General features: G+C 57.9%; 21 protein-coding genes. 16 read left to right on the top strand and 5 right to left on the bottom strand.

Going from position 1 to position 21,382, the window contains the following annotated elements:
* Positions 1-339: 339 nt before the first annotated feature.
* The 3 genes from S7A_RS01785 to S7A_RS01775 are packed head-to-tail and all read left to right on the top strand — an operon-like array spanning position 340 to position 6,175.
* Entirely contained in the window at positions 340-2,055 is a 1,716-nt protein-coding gene (locus S7A_RS01785) for an autotransporter assembly complex family protein (RefSeq protein ID WP_192810377.1), read from the top strand.
* Entirely contained in the window at positions 2,052-5,819 is a 3,768-nt protein-coding gene (locus tag S7A_RS01780) for a translocation/assembly module TamB domain-containing protein (RefSeq protein WP_009087430.1), read from the top strand. The genes S7A_RS01785 and S7A_RS01780 overlap by 4 nt, the downstream gene beginning before the upstream one ends.
* Before the next feature lie 2 nt (positions 5,820-5,821).
* Entirely contained in the window at positions 5,822-6,175 is a 354-nt protein-coding gene (locus S7A_RS01775; RefSeq protein WP_009087429.1) for a gamma-glutamylcyclotransferase, read from the top strand.
* 58 nt (positions 6,176-6,233) lie between these two features.
* Here the strand turns inward: S7A_RS01775 and ppa are convergent, their stop codons facing one another.
* The 3 genes from ppa to S7A_RS01760 all read right to left on the bottom strand — a co-directional run bounded on the left by ppa (position 6,234) and on the right by S7A_RS01760 (position 7,784).
* Positions 6,234-6,764, bottom strand: coding sequence for an inorganic diphosphatase (ppa, locus tag S7A_RS01770; RefSeq protein WP_009087427.1), 531 nt, complete (start codon positions 6,762-6,764; stop codon positions 6,234-6,236).
* A 100-nt stretch (positions 6,765-6,864) separates the two neighbouring features.
* A complete protein-coding gene (locus tag S7A_RS01765; protein WP_009087425.1) occupies positions 6,865-7,314 on the bottom strand; it encodes a DUF441 domain-containing protein in 450 nt (149 codons plus the stop codon).
* Positions 7,315-7,373: 59 nt separating this feature from the next.
* Complete coding sequence (locus tag S7A_RS01760) at positions 7,374-7,784, bottom strand: lysozyme inhibitor LprI family protein (RefSeq protein WP_009087422.1); 411 nt, start codon at positions 7,782-7,784, stop codon at positions 7,374-7,376.
* A 171-nt stretch (positions 7,785-7,955) separates the two neighbouring features.
* Between S7A_RS01760 and S7A_RS01755 the strand changes: the two genes are divergently transcribed.
* Both S7A_RS01755 and S7A_RS01750 read left to right on the top strand, forming a co-directional pair.
* Positions 7,956-9,515, top strand: a complete 1,560-nt coding sequence (locus S7A_RS01755; RefSeq protein ID WP_009087420.1) for a methyl-accepting chemotaxis protein — start codon at positions 7,956-7,958, stop codon at positions 9,513-9,515.
* Positions 9,516-9,664: 149 nt separating this feature from the next.
* Complete coding sequence (locus tag S7A_RS01750) at positions 9,665-10,342, top strand: hypothetical protein (RefSeq protein WP_141629800.1); 678 nt, start codon at positions 9,665-9,667, stop codon at positions 10,340-10,342.
* A 35-nt stretch (positions 10,343-10,377) separates the two neighbouring features.
* Here the strand turns inward: S7A_RS01750 and fbp are convergent, their stop codons facing one another.
* Positions 10,378-11,385, bottom strand: coding sequence for a class 1 fructose-bisphosphatase (fbp, locus tag S7A_RS01745; protein ID WP_009087416.1), 1,008 nt, complete (start codon positions 11,383-11,385; stop codon positions 10,378-10,380).
* 168 nt (positions 11,386-11,553) lie between these two features.
* Between fbp and mpl the strand changes: the two genes are divergently transcribed.
* Positions 11,554-12,906 carry a UDP-N-acetylmuramate:L-alanyl-gamma-D-glutamyl-meso-diaminopimelate ligase gene (gene mpl / locus S7A_RS01740; RefSeq protein WP_009087414.1) on the top strand — a complete coding sequence of 451 codons (1,353 nt, stop codon included), beginning with the start codon at positions 11,554-11,556 and terminating at the stop codon, positions 12,904-12,906.
* Positions 12,907-12,997: 91 nt separating this feature from the next.
* On the opposite strand, the gene yjgA is transcribed toward mpl, so the two are convergent.
* The gene (gene yjgA / locus S7A_RS01735; protein WP_009087413.1) at positions 12,998-13,540 is read right to left on the bottom strand and encodes a ribosome biogenesis factor YjgA; all 543 of its coding nucleotides are present in this window, start codon (positions 13,538-13,540) and stop codon (positions 12,998-13,000) included.
* 114 nt (positions 13,541-13,654) lie between these two features.
* On the opposite strand from yjgA, the gene pmbA reads away from it, so the two are divergent.
* From pmbA to S7A_RS01685, 10 genes are all read left to right on the top strand, one after another.
* Complete coding sequence (pmbA, locus tag S7A_RS01730; protein WP_009087411.1) at positions 13,655-14,995, top strand: metalloprotease PmbA; 1,341 nt, start codon at positions 13,655-13,657, stop codon at positions 14,993-14,995.
* A 63-nt stretch (positions 14,996-15,058) separates the two neighbouring features.
* Positions 15,059-15,445 (top strand): cytochrome b562, encoded by a 387-nt coding sequence (cybC, locus tag S7A_RS01725; RefSeq protein WP_009087408.1) that lies wholly within the window; start codon positions 15,059-15,061, stop codon positions 15,443-15,445.
* 294 nt (positions 15,446-15,739) lie between these two features.
* Positions 15,740-16,075, top strand: coding sequence for a glycine dehydrogenase (locus S7A_RS01720; RefSeq protein ID WP_009087405.1), 336 nt, complete (start codon positions 15,740-15,742; stop codon positions 16,073-16,075).
* A 13-nt stretch (positions 16,076-16,088) separates the two neighbouring features.
* Entirely contained in the window at positions 16,089-16,445 is a 357-nt protein-coding gene (locus S7A_RS01715; protein ID WP_009087404.1) for an SFCGS family glycine-rich protein, read from the top strand.
* 2 nt (positions 16,446-16,447) lie between these two features.
* Positions 16,448-16,747 (top strand): DUF4312 family protein, encoded by a 300-nt coding sequence (locus tag S7A_RS01710; protein ID WP_009087401.1) that lies wholly within the window; start codon positions 16,448-16,450, stop codon positions 16,745-16,747.
* Between the two features lie 134 nt (positions 16,748-16,881).
* Positions 16,882-17,658 carry a DUF4311 domain-containing protein gene (locus tag S7A_RS01705; RefSeq protein ID WP_009087399.1) on the top strand — a complete coding sequence of 259 codons (777 nt, stop codon included), beginning with the start codon at positions 16,882-16,884 and terminating at the stop codon, positions 17,656-17,658.
* 11 nt (positions 17,659-17,669) lie between these two features.
* Entirely contained in the window at positions 17,670-18,311 is a 642-nt protein-coding gene (locus S7A_RS01700) for a DUF4310 family protein (protein ID WP_009087397.1), read from the top strand.
* Positions 18,312-18,354: 43 nt separating this feature from the next.
* Complete coding sequence (locus tag S7A_RS01695; RefSeq protein WP_009087395.1) at positions 18,355-19,485, top strand: amidohydrolase/deacetylase family metallohydrolase; 1,131 nt, start codon at positions 18,355-18,357, stop codon at positions 19,483-19,485.
* A complete protein-coding gene (locus S7A_RS01690) occupies positions 19,469-20,590 on the top strand; it encodes a DgaE family pyridoxal phosphate-dependent ammonia lyase (RefSeq protein ID WP_009087393.1) in 1,122 nt (373 codons plus the stop codon). The genes S7A_RS01695 and S7A_RS01690 overlap by 17 nt, the downstream gene beginning before the upstream one ends.
* Positions 20,587-21,327, top strand: coding sequence for a KDGP aldolase family protein (locus S7A_RS01685; protein WP_009087391.1), 741 nt, complete (start codon positions 20,587-20,589; stop codon positions 21,325-21,327). The genes S7A_RS01690 and S7A_RS01685 overlap by 4 nt, the downstream gene beginning before the upstream one ends.
* Positions 21,328-21,382 lie beyond the last annotated feature (55 nt).

Genomic DNA, 21,382 nt, shown 5'->3' with positions numbered 1-21,382 from the left:
TATAGCAGGAGCGCTTATCTGGCCGCCAGAGGGCAAACCGCCGGTTCGGGCGGCATTCACGGTCAGGGCGGTCAGTAGCCCGCTCAGATTTCTCTGAGTGACTCCATCAGGCGGGATCAATCCCCGTCGCAGGAGTTGTATCGATCTCCTCATTTACCGACAATAGCCCGGATATTTGACTTAGATGTTACTGCTACGCCGCCATTTGGCATAAAGTGCGGCTATGATAGGGGTGTTGCCGTTGCGGTAGTGCGGGCAAAGATGATTAATAAGCGCCCCGCGGAAAAGGGGCCGGCATGATTAACAGGAGTACAGGTGCCACGATTTCATATTTATTGCATGGCTGGCCTGCTGCTTGCTGCGCCTGCCCTTGAGGCGGCGACTGTGCGATTACAGGTAGACGGCTTAACCGGGGATCTGCAGCGAAATGTCAGAGCACGCCTCTCCACCATCGGCAGCGATGAAGTCTCCAATGATGGTCGCTTTCGTGCACGCGTCTCTGTCGCGATAAAAGAAGGCCTGCGCGCGCTGGGTTACTACGAACCTGAGATCGACTTTGAATCCCGTCCTGCCCCCGCGCAGGGGGGACGGCCGGTGCTGATTGCGCACGTGAAACCGGGTCCGCCGGTTAAAATCGGCGGCAGCACCATCGTGCTGGAAGGGGATGCCCGCAATGATGCCGACTACAAAGAGTGGATAGCCCAGGGGCGTCCCAAAGTCGGCACGCAGCTTAACCACGGGCAGTACGATCGCTTTAAAAGCGGCTTCTCGAATCTCGCGCTGCGCAACGGCTACTTCGATGGCACCTTTAAAAAAAGCCAGCTGGGGGTGTCGGTCGAGCGGCATGAAGCGTTCTGGGATATCGACTACGACAGCGGCGAGCGTTACCGTTTTGGCGACGTGACGTTTCAGGGCTCGCAGATTCGCGAAGCGTACCTGCAGAACCTGGTGCCGTTTGAAAAGGGCGACTACTACAGCTCGCGCGATCTGGCTGAACTGAACCGTCGCCTCTCCGCCACCGGCTGGTTTAACTCCGTGGTCGTTGCACCGGAGTTCAGCAAAGGCCGGAAAACAAAAGTGCTGCCGCTGAATGCCGTGATGTCCCCGCGCACCGAAAACACCATCGAAACCGGGGTCGGCTACTCCACCGACGTCGGCCCGCGCCTGAAAGGCACCTGGAAAAAGCCGTGGGTTAACGACAGAGGCCACAGCCTGGCGGCCAGCGCCTACATTTCCGCGCCGGAACAGCAGGTCGATCTCAGCTACAAAGTGCCCCTGCTGAAAAGCCCGCTGGAGCAGTACTACACCTTCTCCGGCGGCCTGAAGCGCACCGACCTCAATGACACCAAAGCCGACACCACGACGCTGGCGATGTCGCGCAACTGGGACAGCAGCAGCGGCTGGCAGAAAGCGGTCAACCTGCGCTGGAGCCTGGATCACTTTACTCAGGGCAGCGTGACTAATACCACCATGCTGCTCTATCCCGGCGTCAGCGTAAACCGCACCCGCTCGCGTGGCGGCCTGATGCCGACCTGGGGCGACTCTCAGCGCTACTCAGCGGACGTCTCCGAAACCACCTGGGGTTCAGACGTTGACTTCCTGATTCTGCAGGCGCAGAACGTCTGGATCCGTACCCTCGGCGACAGCCACCGCTTTGTGGCGCGCGGCAATCTTGGCTGGATTGAAACCAACGACTTTGAAAAAGTCCCGCCGGATCTGCGCTTCTTTGCCGGTGGTGACCGCAGTATTCGTGGCTACAAATATAAGAACATCTCACCGCGTGATGAGGATGGCAAACTCACCGGTGCGTCAAAACTGGCCACCGGCTCGCTGGAGTATCAGTACAACGTCAGCGGCAAATGGTGGGGAGCGGTATTTGTCGACTCCGGTGAAGCGGTCAACGACATCAAACAGAGTAACGTGAAAACCGGTGCGGGCGTCGGCGTGCGCTGGTCGTCACCGGTGGGTCCCATCAAATTAGACATCGCCAGACCTATCGGGGATGACGATGCACATGGACTGCAATTTTATATAGGACTGGGGCCAGAACTATGAAGCTGTGGAAAAAGGTCCTCATCGGCATCCTGATCTTTCTGGTGCTGCTGCTGGGTGGGGTGGCATTTTTAATCGGCACCACGCCGGGGCTGCATCTGGTGCTGAATGGCGCGTCGCGCTGGGTACCGGGCCTGTCAATCAAACAGGTCGAGGGCGGCTGGCGTAACCTGACCCTGAGCGGTCTGCGTTACGAAATGCCTGGCGTCAGTGTGGATGCCGGGCAGATCCATCTGGCGGTGAACCTTAACTGCCTGCTGCATTCGTCGGTCTGCGTGAATGATATCTCCCTGCGTGATATCAGCGTGGTGGTCGACAGTAAAAAGATGACGCCTGCCGCGCCAGCGCCGGAAGAGGAGAGCGGCTCGACCAACCTCAGCACGCCCTATCCGATTACGCTGCGCCATCTTGGCCTGCACAATATCAATGTCAAAGTGGATGACACCGCGATTTCGCTGCTCGACTTTACCACCGGTCTGCAGTGGCAGGATCGTGCGCTGACGCTCAATCCTACTCATATTCAAAGCCTGCTGATTGCGCTGCCGAAAGCAGCCAAAGTCGTGAACGAACAGGTGGTGGAGCCGAAAGTTCAGCAGCCGCATCCGGCTGAGAAGCCGCTGGGTGAAACGCTGCAGGCGATGTTTGCACAACCGCTGCTGCCTGCGCTGCCCGATTTCCGTCTGCCGCTGGATATCGACATTCAGCAGATCCTGGGAGAACAGCTGCGCATCACCGGCGACACCGATATTTCGGTCAGCCGCCTGCTGATGAAAGCGAAAACTGCCGACCGGCAGATGCAGCTGACCACGCTGGAGGTTGACTCTGACCTCGGCAATCTCAGAGGCAGCGGGCAGGCGACGCTGGCCGATAACTGGCCGGTCGATTTTGCCCTGAACGGCACGGTCAACACCGATCCGGTCAAAGGCGAAAAGATTGCGCTGAAACTTAACGGCGCGATGCGCGACGAGCTGAAGCTGGCGCTGAACCTCTCCGGCCCGGTGGATGCACAGCTCAGCGCCGCGACCCAGCTGGCGGTGGCGGGGCTGCCGCTGTCGCTGCAGCTGACCAGCCCGAAACTGCGCTGGCCGCTGACAGGCCCGGTCGCCTATCAGGCCGATAATCTGGACTATCAGTTCAAAGGCAAAGCCACCGACTATGTGATGTCACTGCAGACCGCCGTGAAGGGGGAGTCGGTGCCACCGGCGACCGTCTCACTGACCGGTAAAGGCAACGTTGAGCAGTTCAGTCTCGATCGCCTGCGCGTGGCTGCGCTGCAGGGCAACATCGACCTCACTGCGCTGGTGGACTGGAGCAAGGCGATCAGCTGGCGCAGCGAACTGACGCTGGCGGGGATCAATACGGCTAAACAGTATCCCGACTGGCCGGCGCGGCTGGATGGCAAAATCACCACGCGCGGCAGTCTCTATGGCGGCAGCTGGCAGCTGAGCGTGCCGCAGCTGCAGCTGAAAGGGAATGTGAAACAGAACGCCGTCACCGCAGATGGCTCCCTGACCGGCAACAGCTACAACCAGTGGACAGTGCCGGGCATTAAGCTGGCACTGGGACGCAACCAGCTGGATGTCAAAGGGTCGCTGGGCGACCGTCTGGATCTGGATGCCAGCATCAATGCGCCGCAGCTCGACAATGCGCTTCCCGGTCTGGGCGGCGTCGTCAACGGGGCCATCAAAGCGCGCGGCACCCTGAAGGCACCGCAGCTGCTGGCCGATCTCAATGGCCGGGGCCTGCGCTGGCAGCAGATGCGGATTAATCGCGTTACGCTCAAGGGCGACGTGCGCTCTGACGAACAGGTGGCGGGCAAACTGCAGCTGCGCGTCGAACAGCTGCAGCAGGATGCGCTGAACATCAGCCTGCTGACCCTGAATGCCGACGGCAATGAGCAGCAGCATCAGCTGAAACTCAACGTGCAGGGCAAACCGGTCTCCGGCCAGCTGGCGCTCAACGGCAGCTTTGATCGCCAGACGCAGCGCTGGCGAGGGTCGCTGAACGACACCCACTTTGATACGCCGGTGGGCGAATGGCGACTGACCCGTGCGATGGCCATCGACTATCTCAACAGCCGTCAGACGGCGACCATCGGACCGCACTGCTGGCAGAACCCCAATGCCCGCCTCTGCGTACCGGAACCGGTTGAAGCGGGCCCGGAAGGTCATGCCCATGTGGTGCTGAACCGCTTTGACCTGGCGATGGTGAAACCCTTTATGCCGGATGCCACCCAGCTCAGCGGCCTGTTCAGCGGCGACGTGCGCGTCAACTGGACGGCTGACGGGGCGCTGCCGACCGGAACGGTCGCGCTGAAGGGTAACGGCGTCAAGGTGGTGCAGGATGTGCAGGGCAATAACCTGCCGATCGCCTTTGATACGCTGAACCTCAATGCCGCACTGCGAAACGGTCGCGCGCAGCTGGACTGGCTGATCCGCATTGCCGGTAACGGGCAGCTGGATGGCAACGTGCAGATCGACGATCCGCAAAGCCGCCGCACGCTGGGCGGTAACGTCAACATCCGCAACGTCTCACTGGCGATGCTCAACCCGGCGCTGATGCAGGGCGAGAAGATCAAAGGCAGCCTCAACAGCAGCCTGCGTCTTGGCGGCAGCGTGCAGCAGCCGCAGGTCTATGGCCAGCTTGGCCTGACCGGGGTGGATGTGGATGGCAACTTTATGCCGGTTGACCTCACGGCCGCCAGCCTTAACCTGGTGTTCAATGGCATGAGCTCCACCCTGAACGGGCTGGTGCAGACCAGCCAGGGCAACATCAACCTCAGCGGTAATGCGGACTGGAGCCAGCTCGACAACTGGCGCGCCCGCGTCGCCGCGCAGGGCAGCCGGGTTCGCGTCACGGTGCCGCCGATGGTGCGCATGGATGTCTCGCCGGATCTGGTCTTTGAAGCGACGCCTGCCGCCTTTAACCTCGATGGACGGGTCGATATTCCATGGGCGCGCATCACGGTGCAGGAAGTGCCGGAGAGCGCCACGGGCGTTTCGTCGGATGAGGTGATGCTGGATAAACAGCTGAAGCCGATTGCGCCACAGACCGCGGCGATTCCGATCAACAGTAACCTGGTGATCCATGTCGGCAACGATGTGCGCCTTTCCGCCTTCGGTCTGAAAGCGCGACTGAATGGCGACCTGAAGCTGGTGCAGGATCGGTCGGGCCTCGGCTTAAACGGTCAGATCAACATCCCGTCCGGCCGCTTCCACGCTTACGGTCAGGATCTGATCGTGCGTAAAGGTGAACTGCAGTTCGCCGGCCCGCCGGATCAGCCCTACATCAACCTGGAGGCGATTCGTAACCCGGATGCCACCGAAGATGGCGTCACCGCGGGTCTGCGCGTCACCGGCCTGGCGGATGAGCCGAAAGCGGAAGTCTTCTCCGACCCGGCGATGTCGCAGCAGGAGGCGCTTTCTTACCTGCTGCGCGGTCAGGGGCTCGGCAAAGATGGCGACAGTAATGCCCTCACTTCTGCGCTTGTGGGCTTAGGGGTTGCACAAAGTGGGCAGGTTGTGGGTAAAATCGGGGAGACTTTCGGTGTCAGTAATCTGGCTCTTGATACTGCGGGTGTTGGCGACAGCCAGCAGGTGCAGGTCAGCGGCTATGTACTGCCGGGTCTGCAGGTAAAATACGGTGTTGGCATATTTGATTCACTGGCGACGTTAACCTTGCGTTACCGCCTCATGCCCAAACTCTATCTGGAAGCCGTGTCCGGTGTGGATCAGGCTCTCGATTTGCTCTATCAGTTTGAGTTTTAGCAATGCGAATAATTGTCTACGGCAGTTTACGGCGCAAACAGGGAAACAGTCACTGGATGACGAATGCGCAGTGGCTGGGTGATCACCAGATTGAAGGCTTTGAGCTTTACAGTCTGGGCCATTATCCCGGCGTTATTGAGGGCAACGGCGCGGTACAGTGTGAAGTGTACCGCATTGATGCCTCAACCCTTGCGGAGCTGGATGCGCTTCGCACCAAAGGGGGAGAGTACAAACGTTTTCTGACTCAGACGCCGTTTGGCAGTGCATGGCTTTATGTCTATCAACGCTCAGTGGCAGGACGCCAGCGCATTACGAGCGGCGACTGGCTGAAGCGCGATGCGGAGCCAGAGGCCTGAACAAAAACACCGTCCTGATGGACGGTGTTTTTTTTCGACTCACAAACGGGCAGCAGGCTTATTTCTTCTGTGCGCGCTCGAAAGAGGAGATGATTTCGGCTTTCGCGGCTTCGGCGTTGTCCCAGCCATCCACTTTCACCCATTTGCCTTTTTCCAGATCTTTGTAGTGCTCAAAGAAGTGGGTGATCTGCGCACGCAGCAGCTCTGGCAGGTCGTTCACATCTTTGATGTGATCGTACTCTTTAGAGAGTTTGGTGTGCGGCACGGCAACCAGTTTGGCATCTTCGCCAGACTCGTCGGTCATTTTCAGTACGCCAACCGGACGGCAGCGGATCACGGAGCCCGGTACCAGTGGGTACGGGGTCGGAACCAGTACGTCAACCGGGTCACCATCCAGAGAGAGGGTGTGGTTGATATAGCCGTAGTTGCACGGATAGAACATCGCGGTAGACATGAAACGGTCTACAAACAGGGCACCAGACTCTTTATCAACTTCATATTTGATCGGATCAGCATTCGCTGGGATCTCAATGACAACGTAGATATCTTCTGGCAGGTCTTTACCTGCTGGCACCTGGTTCAAACTCATCGGGTATTCCTTCAGTAGTCGTATGTTGAGTGTCGGCTATTATAGCCAACTGACTCTGAAAGTATGCCCTCTTTTTGGCGTTTCGGAATGCGCCCTAAGGCTACTTCGCCGACACCAACAGCGAAACGATTCCTGCGGCTATCAGTGGCCCTACCGGCACGCCACGGAAGAACGCCACGCCAATCACCGTACCAATCAGCAGGCCCCCGATAACCGACGGCTGAACGCTCATAAAACTGACGCCACGACCGCCGAGCCAGGCCACAAAAATGCCCACCAGGATAGCCACAATCGACTTCCAGCTGGCAAAGGATTTGATCAGCGCAGCGGCCGGCAGAGAGCCGCTGGCCAGCGGGGCCATCACGGCCACCGTCAGGATAATGATACCTAAGGTAATGCCCTGTTTTTCCACGTAGGGAAAGAACTGTGCCAGCGGGGTCACTTTAATCGCCAGCAGCACCAGAATCGACAGGGTGACCGCGTTGTTGTGCACGAAATAGCTCAGCACGGCGAGGCCAATCAGAATAAGCGTTGAAGCGTAAGCGGCCATGGTTTCTCCCTGAAGGTCAGTAAACGCGCCAGCCTCAGCCAGCGCAAAATCGGGTCAGATCAGCAGTCGTCGGGGTTAGCGCAACTGCCCCTTGCCATCGCCTGCAGCATCTGCGCCTGATTGCGCACCAGGCTCAGACGCTGGGCGCTCAGCGCCACGCTGCCCAGAGAGCCCTGTGAACTGAGCTGGCTGTAGCCCGCCTCAAGCCAGCTGTTCCGATAGCTCAGCCAGGCGCGCTGAGCGGCACGCAGTTTATCCCGGGGTTCGCCGGTGAGGGTTTTCATCAGCCTGCCGTACTCCTTATTCATCGCCTGATCCCAGGCCTGAGTGGCAGCAGCGTAACACTGGTTTATGTCCAGCGTGGTCCGGGCGTTATTCAGGCAGCGGTCGAGCGAGGCATCTGACGGCAGATCCCCCGCTATCGTCACCGTGCTGGTCAGCAGCAGCATCAGAAACAGGCCTGCTTTCATCGTGTTTCTCCGGGTCGGGGCTAAGCGGCGATTAGCTTGATTGATGTTTCCGTGATGATCAAGCTGTTAACACTCAATCAGGGTTAAAGTTTCGGTCCGTTACTGCCGATATCTGTTCCGTTTTAGGGCCGCTGGACATTTCGCCTATTCTCATAAACGGAAACGATCAAGATGAAACAGTTATCACTTCGCACGGGGTTGCTGGCACTGCTGGCATTTATGACACTGCTGCTGTTGGCGGTGAGTTTTATGGGTATTGTGGCAATTAACAAAGGGAACCGCTCGCTGGATGTGATCAACCGCATTCAGGGGATCGAGCTGAACAGTCTTTATCAGAGCAATGCAGATTTAATGCGGGCCCGCGCTAACGCGGCGCTGGCGGTACGAAAAATTGAAATCGGCATGCTGGAAGAGGGCGCCGCCGTCACCCGACTGTCGCAGGCGGATGTCGACTCCTCCCAGCAACAGCTCAAGCGCTTTATCGATGCCGGAACGGTAACGGCACACGGTAAAATGCTGGCGGATGCGATTTCAGCCAGCTACAAGGCCTATCTCGACCAGGGCATCAAGCCGATGATGAGCGCCCTGGACAAGCAATACACCGACGAGTATTACCAGCTGCTGGAAGGCAACCTGGCGACGCTGGCGGCCAGCTACAACAAGGCGGTCACGGACTTCAGCCAGTTCGCCGATCAGGTCACGGCGGCGCAGCTGGTGCAGGCGGCCCATAACGAAACCAAAATGAAAATCCTGATCGCCGTGGCGGTGGCCTTAACCCTGCTGCTGCTGGTGCTCGCCTGGCAACTGCTGCGCCGGATGCTGCTGCAGCCGCTGGATAGCGCGATTGTGCATCTTGAGCAGATCGCAGCGGGCGATCTCTCTCAGGTGCTGCCGCCGTCCAGCAACAACGAGCTGGGACGCCTTAACCATGCACTGACCGGGATGCAGCAGTCGCTGCGTCACTCCGTCAGTCAGGTGCGTGAGGCGAGTATGCAGATCGACCTCGGCAGCCGTGAACTGGCCGCCGGCAACGTCAACCTGTCACAGCGTACGGAAGAGTCTGCCGCTTCGCTTGAGCAGACGGCGGCCAGCATGGAGCAGCTGACGGCAACGGTGCGGCTTAACGCCAGCAACGCCCAGCAGGCCCATCAGCTGGCGAATGCGGTTTCCGATACCGCCGACCGCGGCGCGGAGGTGGTCTGCTATGTGATGGAAAAAATGCATGAGATTACCGACAGCGCCAATCGCATCGGCGATATTCTCAGCGTGATCGACGGCATCGCGTTCCAGACCAACATCCTGGCGCTCAACGCTGCCGTTGAAGCGGCACGTGCGGGCGAGCAGGGCCGTGGCTTTGCGGTGGTGGCGAATGAAGTGCGTACGCTGGCGCAGCGCAGTGCTAACGCAGCTAAAGAGATCCGCACGCTGATCAGCGATTCACAGTCGCGGGTCAAAGAGGGCAGTGAGATGGCGACGCGCGCCGGGGAAACCATGGATGAGATTTCCGGTGAGGTGATGCGCGTGACCTCCCTGATGAAGGAGATCTCCATGGCGTCTGACGAGCAGAGTCGTGGCATCGAGCAGGTGAATCTGGCGGTCACGCAGATGGACGTGGCGGCGCAGCAGAATGCGGCGCTGGTGGAGCAGGCGAAGGCCGCGACCGAGTCGCTGGAAGCGCAGTCCGATCAGCTTCAGGCAACCATGGCGCAGTTCAGACTGCAGCCAGCGTAATAAAGGTGAGCGCATTTTAATGCGCTCATTTTCTTTTTTTAATTTCTGCAAGACCTAATTTTTCGATTTGCTCTGACTGAATGATTTTCATGCATTTATGAATTCGTTAAGATGGCTATTCGTCTGACTAGATGGATATTCAGGAGTGAATGATGCAATCCTCTGTTATTAATAATATCGATAAAATTACTACAGCCTATGAACATAACCCCCTATCTGTTATTGCGATTATTTCTTTTGTTTTTATAGTGGGATTCCTCCGTTGGCTGGCAAAAAATATTAAAGTCGAACATCTTTTTCAGCATACACTTAGTAACAAGATACGTTTTATTGGGGACGTGCTTAAGGAGGGGGTAATTGATGAACAGCAAAGGCTTGAGCTGGAAAAGCGCCATGCCACCCTGTTAAACCAGAAAATTTATGGTGTTAAAAATAGTTTTATTCAGCGTGAAGTTATTAATATTATCGATAACTCGAGTGAAATAAACAACTTTAACTATTTTGCTGCTCAACAGTACGCGCTCAGTATCAATCGTGAAGGGCGAATCTATGTTAATAAGCGTAAGATAAAAAACAGAATTTGTGAGGCAGTTGCACTTTCAATCATTGGTCTGGTTGCGCTGTTTTTAGGTTTGTTATTGTCTCATGCAAGCCTCGTATTAGGATTGGCCGTATGCTTGTGCGGATTAATTTTCTATTTTGCCGGATTAGGCCATTTCCCGGTGGGCCGGAGGATACGCAAGCAGGCAGAAAAAGAGATAGAAAATTATTATCAATATTGTGAAACGGAAGGCAGGCGCGACGCTGGAAAAAAGAAGCCTGCTTAAAGCAGGCTTCTACTACTAGAAGATCGTGAAGGGTTTTAGCCCTGACGGCAATCCGGGAACTCAGCCAGGAAACGCTCAACGTCGTTGACCATCGCCTCATTGCCGCAGTAGAACGGGCAGCGCTGATGCAGCGTGACCGGTGGAATGTCCAGAATACGTCTCTGACCGTCGCTGGCTTTACCGCCTGCCTGCTCCGCCAGGAACGCCATCGGGTTGCACTCATAGAGCAGACGCAGCTTGCCCTGCGGATGGCTGGCGGTGCTTGGGTAGAGGTAGATGCCACCTTTCAGCAGGTTACGATGGAAATCCGCGACCAGCGATCCGATGTAACGTGAGGTGTAAGGACGGTGCGTTGGCAGATCCTCTTCCTGACAGAACTTCAGATATTTCTTCACGCCCTGCGGGAAACGAATGTAGTTACCTTCGTTGATGGAGTAGGTGTAACCAGTCTCCGGGTAGGTCATACGTTCATGGCTGAGGCAGAAGACACCCAGCGACGGATCGTAGGTAAAGGCATGCACGCCTGCACCGGTGGTGTAAACCATCATGGTGGAGGAGCCGTAAACCACGTAACCGGCCGCGACCTGTTTGTTGCCGGGCTGCATGAAATCCGCTTCAACCACCGGGGTGCCCGGTTCGCTGACGCGATGATAGATAGAGAAAATGGTGCCGACAGAGACGTTAACGTCGATGTTAGATGACCCATCCAGCGGGTCCATTAACACCACATACTTGCCGTTCTCCTCACCTTCGAAGATGACGAACTCGTCTTCTTCCTCAGACGCGATACCGGCGACGATGCCACGCGCTTTCAGTGCGGCCTTCAGTTTTTCGTTGGCAAACAGATCGAGCTTCATCTGCTGTTCACCCTGAACATTTTCCACACCACTGGCACCGAGGATATCCACCAGACCGGCTTTATTGATGTCGCGGTGGATAATTTTGGCACCCAGCTTGATAGCTGAGATCAGCGCCGTCAGTTCCCCTGTGGCGTGCGGAAAGTCGTGCTGCTTCTCGACGATAAATTCGCCCAACGTTTTCATAACACATTCCCTGAATCTGCGATGGAGTGGCAGCACGCGTAACAGTCTGCCAACGGATGCGTACGCAGTTTAGCCGATTGAACTTCAAAAACCATAGTCCTAATCCGTTTCTTCCGTCTGCGAGCAGGGTTACACTGTGCGCCGAACTTTAGAGTAATGGATCACGTTATGCGCATTCACATCCTCGGGATTTGTGGCACTTTTATGGGCGGTCTGGCCGTGCTGGCCCGTTCACTTGGTCATCAGGTGACCGGTTCAGACGCCAACGTTTACCCGCCAATGAGCACGTTGCTCGAACAGCAAGGCATTGAATTAACAGAAGGTTACGATGCGAGCCAGCTCGACCCGGCCCCTGACCTGGTGATTATCGGTAATGCGATGACGCGCGGTAATCCCTGTGTGGAAGCGGTGCTGGAACGCAACATTCCTTACCTCTCCGGCCCGCAGTGGCTGCACGATTTCGTGTTACGCGACCGCTGGGTGCTGGCGGTGGCGGGAACCCACGGGAAAACCACCACAGCCGGCATGGCAGCGTGGATTCTCGAGGCCTGCGGCCTGGAACCCGGCTTCATTATTGGTGGGGTGCCAGGAAACTTCGATGTCTCGGCAAAATTAGGAAAAAGTCCATTCTTCGTCATTGAGGCGGATGAGTATGACTGCGCCTTTTTCGACAAGCGTTCCAAGTTTGTCCATTACTGCCCGCGAACCCTGATCCTCAACAACCTTGAGTTCGATCACGCCGATATCTTTGACGACCTGCGGGCGATCCAGAAGCAGTTCCACCATCTGGTCCGGATCGTGCCGGGCCAGGGCAAGATCCTGCTGCCGGAGCATGACGCCAACATCAGGCAGGTGATGGCGATGGGCTGCTGGAGCGAGCAGGAGAGCGTGGGCGACCACGGGCGCTGGCAGGCGAAGAAGCTGACGCCCGATGCCTCGCACTGGGAAATCTGGCTCGACGGCGAGAAGGTCGGCGAGGTGAACTGGGCGCTGGTCGGCGAACACAATATGCATAACGGGTTGATGGCAATTGCCGCCGCGCGTCATGTGGGTGTGAAACCGGAAGATGCAGGCCAGGCACTGAACAGCTTTATCAATGCGCGTCGCCGGCTGGAGCTGCGTGGCGAAGTGAACAGCATCAAAGTGTATGATGACTTTGCGCACCATCCGACCGCGATTCTGGCAACGCTGGCGGCCCTGCGCAGCAAGGTTGGCGGCAGAGCGCGCATTCTGGCTGTTCTGGAGCCGCGCTCGAATACCATGAAGATGGGCGTCAGCAAAAACGATCTGGCGCCGTCACTGGCGCGGGCGGATGAGGTCTTTCTGTTCCAGCCGCACCACATTCCGTGGCAGGTTTCTGACGTCGCCGAAGCGTGCATTCCGCCTGCGCACTGGAGCGCAGATATCGATACGCTGGTCGAGATGGTGGCGAAAGCCGCACAGCCAGGCGACTCGATTCTGGTGATGAGCAACGGCGGGTTTGGCGGCATTCACCAGAAGCTGCTGGACAGACTGGCCTGAGATGACGGGCGCCCGTAACGGGCGCTCATTTTCCGGTGACGTTCTGACGTGCTTCCTGCTACCGGCCACGACAGACCGGCTATCCGGGCTATCAGGCTTCGGCCAGTTCGCGCAGGTACTGGAAAATCTGACGGGCTGACTTCGGCGGCTTGTTGCCCGCTTTCTCTTTCTGCGCGTTGCGGATCATACTGCGCAGCTGCTGACGGTCGGCGTCAGGATAGAGTGCAATCACGTCGCTGATCGCCTCATCGCCCTGTTCAATCAGACGATCGCGCAGCATTTCCAGTTTATGGAACAGCGCAACCTGCTGGTTGTGGCGGTTCTTGAGCTTGTCCAGCGCAACGCGGATCGGCTCGACATCAATACTGCGCAGCAGTTTACCGATCAGCTGCAGCTGACGGCGACGGCCCTCTTTCTTAATACGTTGCGCCAGTTCGATCTCGGTGCGCAGGCGCTCATCCAGCGGGATCTTATCCAGCGAGTTTTTACCCAGTTCTACCAGTTCGGCGCCCAGGCGTTTTAACTCTTCGGCATCGCGTTTAATTTCACTCTTACTGACCCAGATAATCTCTTCATCTTCCTGTTCGTCATTATCTGGCACATCGTCGAGCCACTCATCGGGCTGTCTGGTCATTTCCGGGCTCCCAAAAAAAGAGGCTAATCCTACCAGTTTATCGGGTGACTGCGAAATTGTTCTCTGACTCTGATAGACTCAAATCATTCACACATAAGATTAGACGGCAGGTCGATGAACGTATCTACTCAGGTTGCAGAACAGCGAAAAGTACTGGAGCAGGCGATTGCGCAGGCACTTGAACTGGCTAAAGCAAGCACTGACAGCGCGGAAGTAGCGGTCAGTAAAACCACCGGCATCGGGGTCAGCACCCGCTATGGCGAAGTGGAAAACGTCGAATTCAACAGCGACGGTGCGCTGGGCATCACCGTCTATCATCAGAACCGTAAAGGCAGCGCCTCATCGACCGACCTCAGCCCGGACGCGATCAAACGTACCGTGCAGGCGGCGATCGATATTGCGCGCTACACCTCGCCCGATCCCTTTGCCGGCCCGGCGGATGCGGCGCTGCTGGCCTATGATGCGCCAGATCTGGATCTCTACCACCCGTGGGAGATCGATGCCGACCGCGCTATTGAACTGGCCGCGCAGGCTGAAGAGGCTTCACTGCGCGCAGACAAGCGTATCACCAACACTGAAGGCGGCAGCTTTAACAGTCATGTCGGCATTAAGGTGTTTGGTAACAGCCACGGCATGCTGCAGAGCTACTGTTCAAGCCGTCATTCACTCTCCAGCTGCGTGATCGCCGAGCAGGATGGCAACATGGAGCGCGACTACGCCTACACCATCGGCCGCGCATTTGAGGATCTGAAAAGCCCGGAGTGGGTCGGTGCAGAGTGCGCGCGTCGCACGCTCTCCCGTCTTGCCCCGCGCAAACTTCCGACCATGAAAGCGCCGGTGATTTTCGCTTCTGAAGTGGCGACCGGCCTGTTTGGTCATCTGGTCGGGGCGATCAGCGGCAGCAGCGTTTACCGGAAATCAACCTTCCTGCTGGATGCGATGGGTCAGCAGATCCTGCCGGAGTGGCTCACCATCAGTGAGCAGCCGCACCTGCTGAAAGGTCTCGCCTCGACGCCATTCGACAGCGAAGGGGTGCGCACCCAGGCGCGCGACATTATTCAGGCGGGCGTCCTGCAGACCTGGCTGTTAACCAGCTACTCCGCCCGTAAACTGGGCCTGACCAGCACCGGTCACGCGGGTGGCATTCACAACTGGCGCATTGCCGGTCAGGGCCACAGCTTTGACGATCTGCTGAAGCAGATGGGCACCGGTCTGGTGGTCACCGAACTGATGGGACAGGGTGTCAGCGCCATCACCGGTGACTACTCGCGCGGTGCGGCCGGTTTCTGGGTCGAAAATGGCGTGATTCAGTATCCGGTCAGTGAAATTACCATCGCCGGTAATCTCAAAGAGATGTGGCGCAATATGGTGACCATCGGCGACGATATCGAAACCCGCAGCAATATTCAGTGCGGTTCAGTCTTACTGCCTGAAATGAAGATAGCGGGACAATAACGACGCATTCCTGAAGCAGCCTGTTGGCTGCTTTTTTTTCGTCACAATAAAAAGGAAGTAATGATGCGTAAGCAGCTAATTGCAATGTTGTCGGCTTCTCTGATGTTCTCCAGCGTCAGCCTCTGTGCGGCGGATCTGGAGCAGGATATGGACACGCTGAATGCGAACCTGAAAATCGTCAAAAAAACGGACGATGCCCGGGAGATGCAGCAGGCATTAACCCGGATGCGTGCGGCAGCGCAGGATGCGAAGCAGTCCACGCCCGAAAAGCTGGAAGGTCAGCCTGCTGACAGCACGCAGATCAAAGATTATCACGCCGGTCTCGACTCGCTGATTGCGCAGATCGACGTGGTCAGCACGCTGGCGAAAGCGAACAACGTGGAGGGCGCAAAGCGCGAAGCCGCGAAGTTTGATGAGATCCGCAATACCAACCATAAGAAATTCCGCTAATCAGACCGCCGGTCAGCCCGACCGGCGGTTTTTTCCATCACTTCTGCTTATCACCGCGCCTTAAAACGTATCGGACCTGCCGTGATGTTGCACAACATCAAGATCCGGCACGGTTAAATTCATTATTTTGCGCACAAAGAGTCATTTTTCGCACGAAGTGTGCACTCTGCGATCTGACGCACAGCCTTCACCTCAATTTCCGCTTGCTGCTGGAAATGTTGCCTCTCCACAGCGGGAGCCGGGACGGTTAATTTATTTTCAACGCGAATTATCCGGTTCAACAGGAGTAACAAGGTGAGCAATAACGGCATCCCGGTGTATGAAGCGCCACCGGAGAAAGTGCAGCAACTGGCAGAACGTGTCATGACGCAAATTGCGGCGATCTATCAGCAGCATGGTATCCAGCCCAACGCGGTTCAGCAGCAGATGCTGGAATCCCACGTCCGGGCCATGGCATCACGCTCTCTGAGTGGCGAGCCGCTGCCGGAAGTGGAAGCGGAGCTGTTTGAGGATATTCCGCCGGAAACCGTCGCGCTGGCGCAGCAGGTGGTGGATCTGTTTGGCAATCTGCCGCGTGAAGAGGCCTGGCTGCTGTCGGTTCACATTGAAGTCGCACGATCCAACAACTGAAGAGGAAAAGAACATGGTGACAGTCGTGATTGGCGATCGTTTAGGGAAAGGACAGAAAGTAGCCGCAGGTATCGAAAAAGCGGGCGGCCGTGCGGTGGTGGTGCCGGGTGTGGCGGCGGACATGAAACTGGGTGACGTCATGAAGGCAGAAAACGCCGACTTCGGCATCTCGTTCTGCGGCAGCGGCGGCGCAGGCGCCATCACCGCGCAGAACAAATATGGCTACAAAGCGAAGCATGGCATGCGCTCTATCGATGAAGGGGTGACCGCCATCAACGAAGGGGCCACCGTACTGGGCTTCGGCTTTATGGACAAAGAAGAGCTGGGTGAGCGGCTGGTGCAGGCCTGGAACAAGAAGCACGGCAGCTGATTATGAAAGAACACTACGTTACCCAGGTGACGGTCGAGGGCAAAGGCGACACCAAAGCGAAAGCCTTCGCCGATGCCCTGAGTCGTGTGCAGAACCAGGTTCTGCGCGCGACACAAAAAATTCTGCTGCGCATTGAACCTCAGGATGTCCGGGTGCTGCGCGCGCAGGAGAGCGTCAGGACTGAGAAGTTTCTCTTCTTCTTTCTGGCGCGCCAGCGGCGGAACTACAGCGTCACGCTGGAGATCACCGTCAGCGTCACCGTTTTCGACACCGAACAGGTGACGTTTACGGCGGCATCATAAAACAGCGCCTGTTAACGTCAGCCTGTCTGTAGCCCGCTTCTCTGCTGTCGCGCACGCGCGGCGGGCAGGCCGGAGTGAGGCGGCGGCGGCTGAAGTCTGACGGGATTAAAAAAACGACAACAAGGTACAACAACATGTTTTTAATCATTTTGTTTAAGTCGTTGATCATTGGCGGGCTGGTGGGCGTCGGCGTCGGCGCGGGTGCCGCACGCATGTTTCATGCGCCAACCACCCAGGGGATGGGCGCCTTTCGTACGCTGGGCGAGCTGAACTCATGCGAAGGCGATCCCGCTTCCCACTTCTCCTTTGGTCTCGGCTTCTTTTTCAACGCCTGGGCATCCTCTGTTGCAGCCGGTTCATTCACCCAGGATGTGGATCACCGCATCATTCCAAACTGGGGTGCGGCGGCACTGATGGTCAAAAACCGCAACGTGGCGGAAACGCTGCACAATCCGAAAAAAATGGCCATCGCCTGCGGCATTATCGGCATGGTCGTGGTCGCCTTCCTCAACTCCACCGCCTCGGCCGTTCCGGCGGCGCTTCAGGTCACGGCCGTTAAAGTGCTGGTGCCGGCGGCTAACCTGCTGGTTAACACCGTCATGCCGGTCATCTTCTGGCTGGCGGCCATCGACGCGGGCAAAAAGTCAGGCTTCTGGGCCACCATTTTCGGCGGTCTGGCACAGCTGATCATGGGCAATGCCGTGCCGGGCCTGGTGCTGGGTATTCTGATCGGCAAAGGGGTCGAAGAGAGCGGCTGGAACCGGGTCACCAAAGTGATGATGACCGCCATCGTCCTGCTGTTTGTGCTGAGCGGCTTCTTCCGCGGTTTCGATATGAAACTGCTGCAGTCCTTCCAGCTCGGCATTCCCGGCTGGCTCGACATGATCCATAACTCCGTCAGCGGCAAATAGGAGGCGATGCAATGAACGAAAATAAAGGCTTCTGGTACGCCGACTGGTCTTTCCCGATCTTTGTTGGCCTGCTCTCCGCCGGCGTGTTTGCCGGAACCCACATGTACTACCTCTATGGCATCGGCGCGTTCAATGAAGTGGCGTTTGTGTCGATGCTGCGCTCTGGCATGGAGACCGGCGTCTACGGCGCGGTCGCCGCCTTTGGCGCCAGCTTCCTGTTCGCCCGCATTATCGAAGGGTCGCTGGTGGGGATTCTGGATATCGGCGGCGCGATTCAGACCGGTGTCGGCCTGGGCGTTCCGGCCCTGCTGCTGGGCGCGGGTATCGTCTTCCCGGTGGCGAACTTTGCCGCCTCGCTGGCGACGGGTCTGGTGATTGGGGTGGCGATTGGCTACGTCATTATCCTGGCGCGTAAATTCACCATCAATCAGAGCGACTCCACCTACGGCGCAGACGTCATGATGGGTGCGGGTAATGCCTCCGGACGCTTCCTCGGCCCGCTGATTATCCTGTCAGCCATGACGGCGTCGATTCCGATTGGTCTGGGTTCACTGCTGGGGGCGCTGCTGTTCTATCTCTGGAACAAGCCGATCACCGGTGGCGCCATCCTCGGCGCCATGATCCTCGGTGCGATTTTCCCGATCGCGCTCTGATCTCACCGGCAGCCCGGTAGCGGGCTGCCGTTAAGGAGAAACCATGTACGACTTGATTATCCGCGCTGCACGACTCAGCGATGAGCAGGTGGTCGACATCGCGGTGCAGGATGGCCGCATCGCCGCCGTTGGCCGGGTGCAGGGCAGCGCACGCCAGGAACGCGATCTGGCGGGTCGCTACTACCTCAGCGCAGGCTGGATCGACTCCCACGTTCACTGCTATCCCAAATCCCCCATCTACCATGATGAAGCCGATGCGATAGGCGTGGCCCACGGCGTGACGACGGTAGTCGATGCGGGCAGCACCGGTGCCGATCATATTGATGACTTTTACCAGCTGACCCGCGCAGCTCAAACCCAGGTCTATGCCCTGATCAACATCGCCCGCACCGGTATCGTCACCCAGAACGAACTGGCCGACATGAGGCAGATCGATGGCGAGGCGGTGCAGCAGGCGGTGGCCCGGCTGCCCGATTTTATCGTGGGGCTGAAGGCGCGCATCAGCAGCAGCGTGGTGGGTGAAAACGGTATCCAGCCGCTGATCCGCGCGAAGGCGATTCAGCAGCAGAGCGGCGGGCTGCCGCTGATGGTCCACATTGGCAACAATCCGCCCAATCTTGACCAGATTGCGGATCTGCTTACCACGGGCGACATCATCACCCACTGCTTTAACGGCAAACCCAACCGCATTCTGACGCCGCAGGGCGAACTCAAGGCCGCCGTTAAACAGGCTATCGCGCGCGGCGTGAAGCTTGATGTCGGCCACGGCGGCGCCAGTTTCAGTTTTGAGGTCGCCCGGGTGGCGATAGCGCAGGGCATTCTGCCCGATACCATCAGCTCTGACATTTACTGCCGTAACCGTCTGGCTGGCCCGGTTCACAGCCTGGCCCATGTCATGTCGAAATTCTTCAGCGTCGGCATGACGCTGCCGCAGGTGATTGACTGCGTGACGGTCAACGCGGCGGCAGGGCTGCGGCTGCCGCGCAAGGGGCAGCTGAAAGTCGGCTATGACGCCGACCTGACCATTTTTAGCGTCAAAGAGGAAAACCGGCCCTTCATCGATTCAGAAGGTGAAACGGTGACCGGTGAGAAGCATCTGGTCCCGCTGGCGGCAGTCGTCGCGGGTCAGTGGATCGCGACAGAAGAAGGAGCAGCACATGACCTCGGTTTATGAAAAGTATGGCCTGAAGCCGGTGATTAACGCCTCTGGCCGTATGACGATTCTCGGCGTTTCCACGCCGTCGAGCGACGTGATCGACACGGTGAAATATGGCCTCGATCACTACTTCGAAATGAAAGACCTGGTCGATAAAACCGGGGCTTACATCGCCGGTCTGCTGAAGGTGGAGAACGCGGTGGTGGTATCCTGTGCCTCGGCAGGCATCGCCCAGAGCGTGGCGGCGGTCATCGTAAAAGATGACGACTGGCTGCTGGATAACCTGCATGCCGCGCCGCTCAGCGTCCCGCATCAGATTGTGGTGCCGAAAGGGCATAACGTGAACTACGGCGCACCGGTCGGCAGCATGGTGGCGCTGGGAGGCGGCCAGCTGGTGGAGGCGGGTTACAGCAATGAGTGCTCGCCCGCGCAGCTGGCGGCAGCGATCACCCCACAGACCGCGGCGATCCTCTATGTGAAATCGCATCACTGCGTGCAGAAGAGTCACCTTGATGTGGCGCAGGCTGCCGCCGTTGCGCGCCAGCACGGCGTCCCGCTGATTGTCGATGCGGCCGCGGAAGAGGATCTGCAGTGCTACTACGAGGCGGGCGCCGACCTGGTGATCTACAGCGGTGCAAAAGCGCTGGAAGGCCCGACCAGCGGCCTGGTAATTGGCCGCCACCACTACGTTGAGTGGGTCAAACGCCAGACCAACGGGATTGGCCGTGCAATGAAAGTCGGCAAAGAGGGCATTCTCGGCCTGACCCACGCAATTGAAAACTATCTGACTCAGCCAAAAATCAGCGGCGCGCAGATGGTGGAAAAAATGACACCGTTCATCGAACAGCTGAACCATCTGAATGGCGTCACGGCCCGCGTGGTGTGGGATGCCGCCGGACGTGACATCGCCCGTGCAGAGATCAAATTTGACGAAGCGGCGATCGGGCAGCGCACCGGCGATCTGGTGCAGGCGCTGAAAAACGGCGACGTCGCGATCTATTTCCGTGGCTACAAAGCCAATGAAGGGATCATTGAGGCGGACGTACGCAGCGTCAGCGCCGATCAACTGCACACCATTTTCACCCGTATTCAGACGCTGTTAACCGGAGAGAAAACCGCATGACGCTGACCCCCAACTTCTATCAGGATCGTCTCTGCCTTAACGTACTGGCGGGATCAAAAGAGAATGCGCGTGCCATCTGGCAGGCGGCCGAAGGGCATGTGCTGGTCGGCGTGCTGTCAAAAAACTATGCCAGCAATGACGCTGCCATCGCCGACATGAGCGAGTACGCTGCGCTGATCGACAACGCACTCTCAATTGGCTTGGGCGCGGGCGATCCCCGGCAGTCACAGATGGTGAGTGAGCTGGCGGAGGTGCTGCAACCCCAGCATGTCAATCAGGTCTTCACCGGCGTGGCCACCAGCCGGGCGCTGCTGGGCCAGTCACAGACCGTCGTCAACGGTCTGATCTCACCCACCGGCACGCCGGGTAAGGTAAAAATCTCGACCGGCCCGCGCAGCGCAACACAGCCTGACGGGATCGTTCCGATCGAAACCGCGATTGCCATGCTGCAGGATATGGGCGGCAGCTCGGTGAAATATTTTCCGATGGGCGGTTTACAGGCGGTGGATGAATATCGCGCCGTGGCAGACGCCTGCGCAAAAATGGATTTCTGGCTGGAGCCCACCGGCGGCATCGATCTGGAGAATGTCGGCGAGATCGTGCGCATTGCGCTGGAAGCGGGCGTCAGCAAAGTGATCCCGCACGTCTACAGTTCGATCATCGACAAAGCGAGTGGTGAAACCCGGATCGAGGATGTGCAGCGGTTGCTGGCGATCTGTAAAACGCTGCTGCCCTGAGGATCGCGCCGCGCGGCAGGCCGATCGGGTGGCAGGCCGCGCACGCAACATGGAC

The organism is Pantoea sp. Sc1 (assembly GCF_000255315.1).
Classification (GTDB): domain Bacteria; phylum Pseudomonadota; class Gammaproteobacteria; order Enterobacterales; family Enterobacteriaceae; genus Pantoea; species Pantoea anthophila.
Note: the sequence above shows the minus strand (reverse complement) of the source record. Positions and strands in the feature narration are given on the sequence as shown.

What these genes read in the sequence shown, in the direction of transcription:
- pmbA (WP_009087411.1), top strand. Translation starts at nt 13,655, where the DNA reads ATGAACGTATCTACTCAGGTTGCAGAACAGCGAAAAGTACTGGAGCAG.
- S7A_RS01715 (WP_009087404.1), top strand. Translation starts at nt 16,089, where the DNA reads ATGGTGACAGTCGTGATTGGCGATCGTTTAGGGAAAGGACAGAAAGTA.
- S7A_RS01780 (WP_009087430.1), top strand. Translation starts at nt 2,052, where the DNA reads ATGAAGCTGTGGAAAAAGGTCCTCATCGGCATCCTGATCTTTCTGGTG.
- yjgA (WP_009087413.1), bottom strand. Translation starts at nt 13,540, where the DNA reads ATGACCAGACAGCCCGATGAGTGGCTCGACGATGTGCCAGATAATGAC.
- S7A_RS01765 (WP_009087425.1), bottom strand. Translation starts at nt 7,314, where the DNA reads ATGGCCGCTTACGCTTCAACGCTTATTCTGATTGGCCTCGCCGTGCTG.
- S7A_RS01690 (WP_009087393.1), top strand. Translation starts at nt 19,469, where the DNA reads ATGACCTCGGTTTATGAAAAGTATGGCCTGAAGCCGGTGATTAACGCC.
- ppa (WP_009087427.1), bottom strand. Translation starts at nt 6,764, where the DNA reads ATGAGTTTGAACCAGGTGCCAGCAGGTAAAGACCTGCCAGAAGATATC.
- S7A_RS01760 (WP_009087422.1), bottom strand. Translation starts at nt 7,784, where the DNA reads ATGAAAGCAGGCCTGTTTCTGATGCTGCTGCTGACCAGCACGGTGACG.
- S7A_RS01705 (WP_009087399.1), top strand. Translation starts at nt 16,882, where the DNA reads ATGTTTTTAATCATTTTGTTTAAGTCGTTGATCATTGGCGGGCTGGTG.
- S7A_RS01710 (WP_009087401.1), top strand. Translation starts at nt 16,448, where the DNA reads ATGAAAGAACACTACGTTACCCAGGTGACGGTCGAGGGCAAAGGCGAC.
- S7A_RS01750 (WP_141629800.1), top strand. Translation starts at nt 9,665, where the DNA reads ATGATGCAATCCTCTGTTATTAATAATATCGATAAAATTACTACAGCC.
- mpl (WP_009087414.1), top strand. Translation starts at nt 11,554, where the DNA reads ATGCGCATTCACATCCTCGGGATTTGTGGCACTTTTATGGGCGGTCTG.
- cybC (WP_009087408.1), top strand. Translation starts at nt 15,059, where the DNA reads ATGCGTAAGCAGCTAATTGCAATGTTGTCGGCTTCTCTGATGTTCTCC.
- S7A_RS01695 (WP_009087395.1), top strand. Translation starts at nt 18,355, where the DNA reads ATGTACGACTTGATTATCCGCGCTGCACGACTCAGCGATGAGCAGGTG.
- S7A_RS01775 (WP_009087429.1), top strand. Translation starts at nt 5,822, where the DNA reads ATGCGAATAATTGTCTACGGCAGTTTACGGCGCAAACAGGGAAACAGT.
- S7A_RS01700 (WP_009087397.1), top strand. Translation starts at nt 17,670, where the DNA reads ATGAACGAAAATAAAGGCTTCTGGTACGCCGACTGGTCTTTCCCGATC.
- S7A_RS01755 (WP_009087420.1), top strand. Translation starts at nt 7,956, where the DNA reads ATGAAACAGTTATCACTTCGCACGGGGTTGCTGGCACTGCTGGCATTT.
- fbp (WP_009087416.1), bottom strand. Translation starts at nt 11,385, where the DNA reads ATGAAAACGTTGGGCGAATTTATCGTCGAGAAGCAGCACGACTTTCCG.
- S7A_RS01685 (WP_009087391.1), top strand. Translation starts at nt 20,587, where the DNA reads ATGACGCTGACCCCCAACTTCTATCAGGATCGTCTCTGCCTTAACGTA.
- S7A_RS01785 (WP_192810377.1), top strand. Translation starts at nt 340, where the DNA reads ATGGCTGGCCTGCTGCTTGCTGCGCCTGCCCTTGAGGCGGCGACTGTG.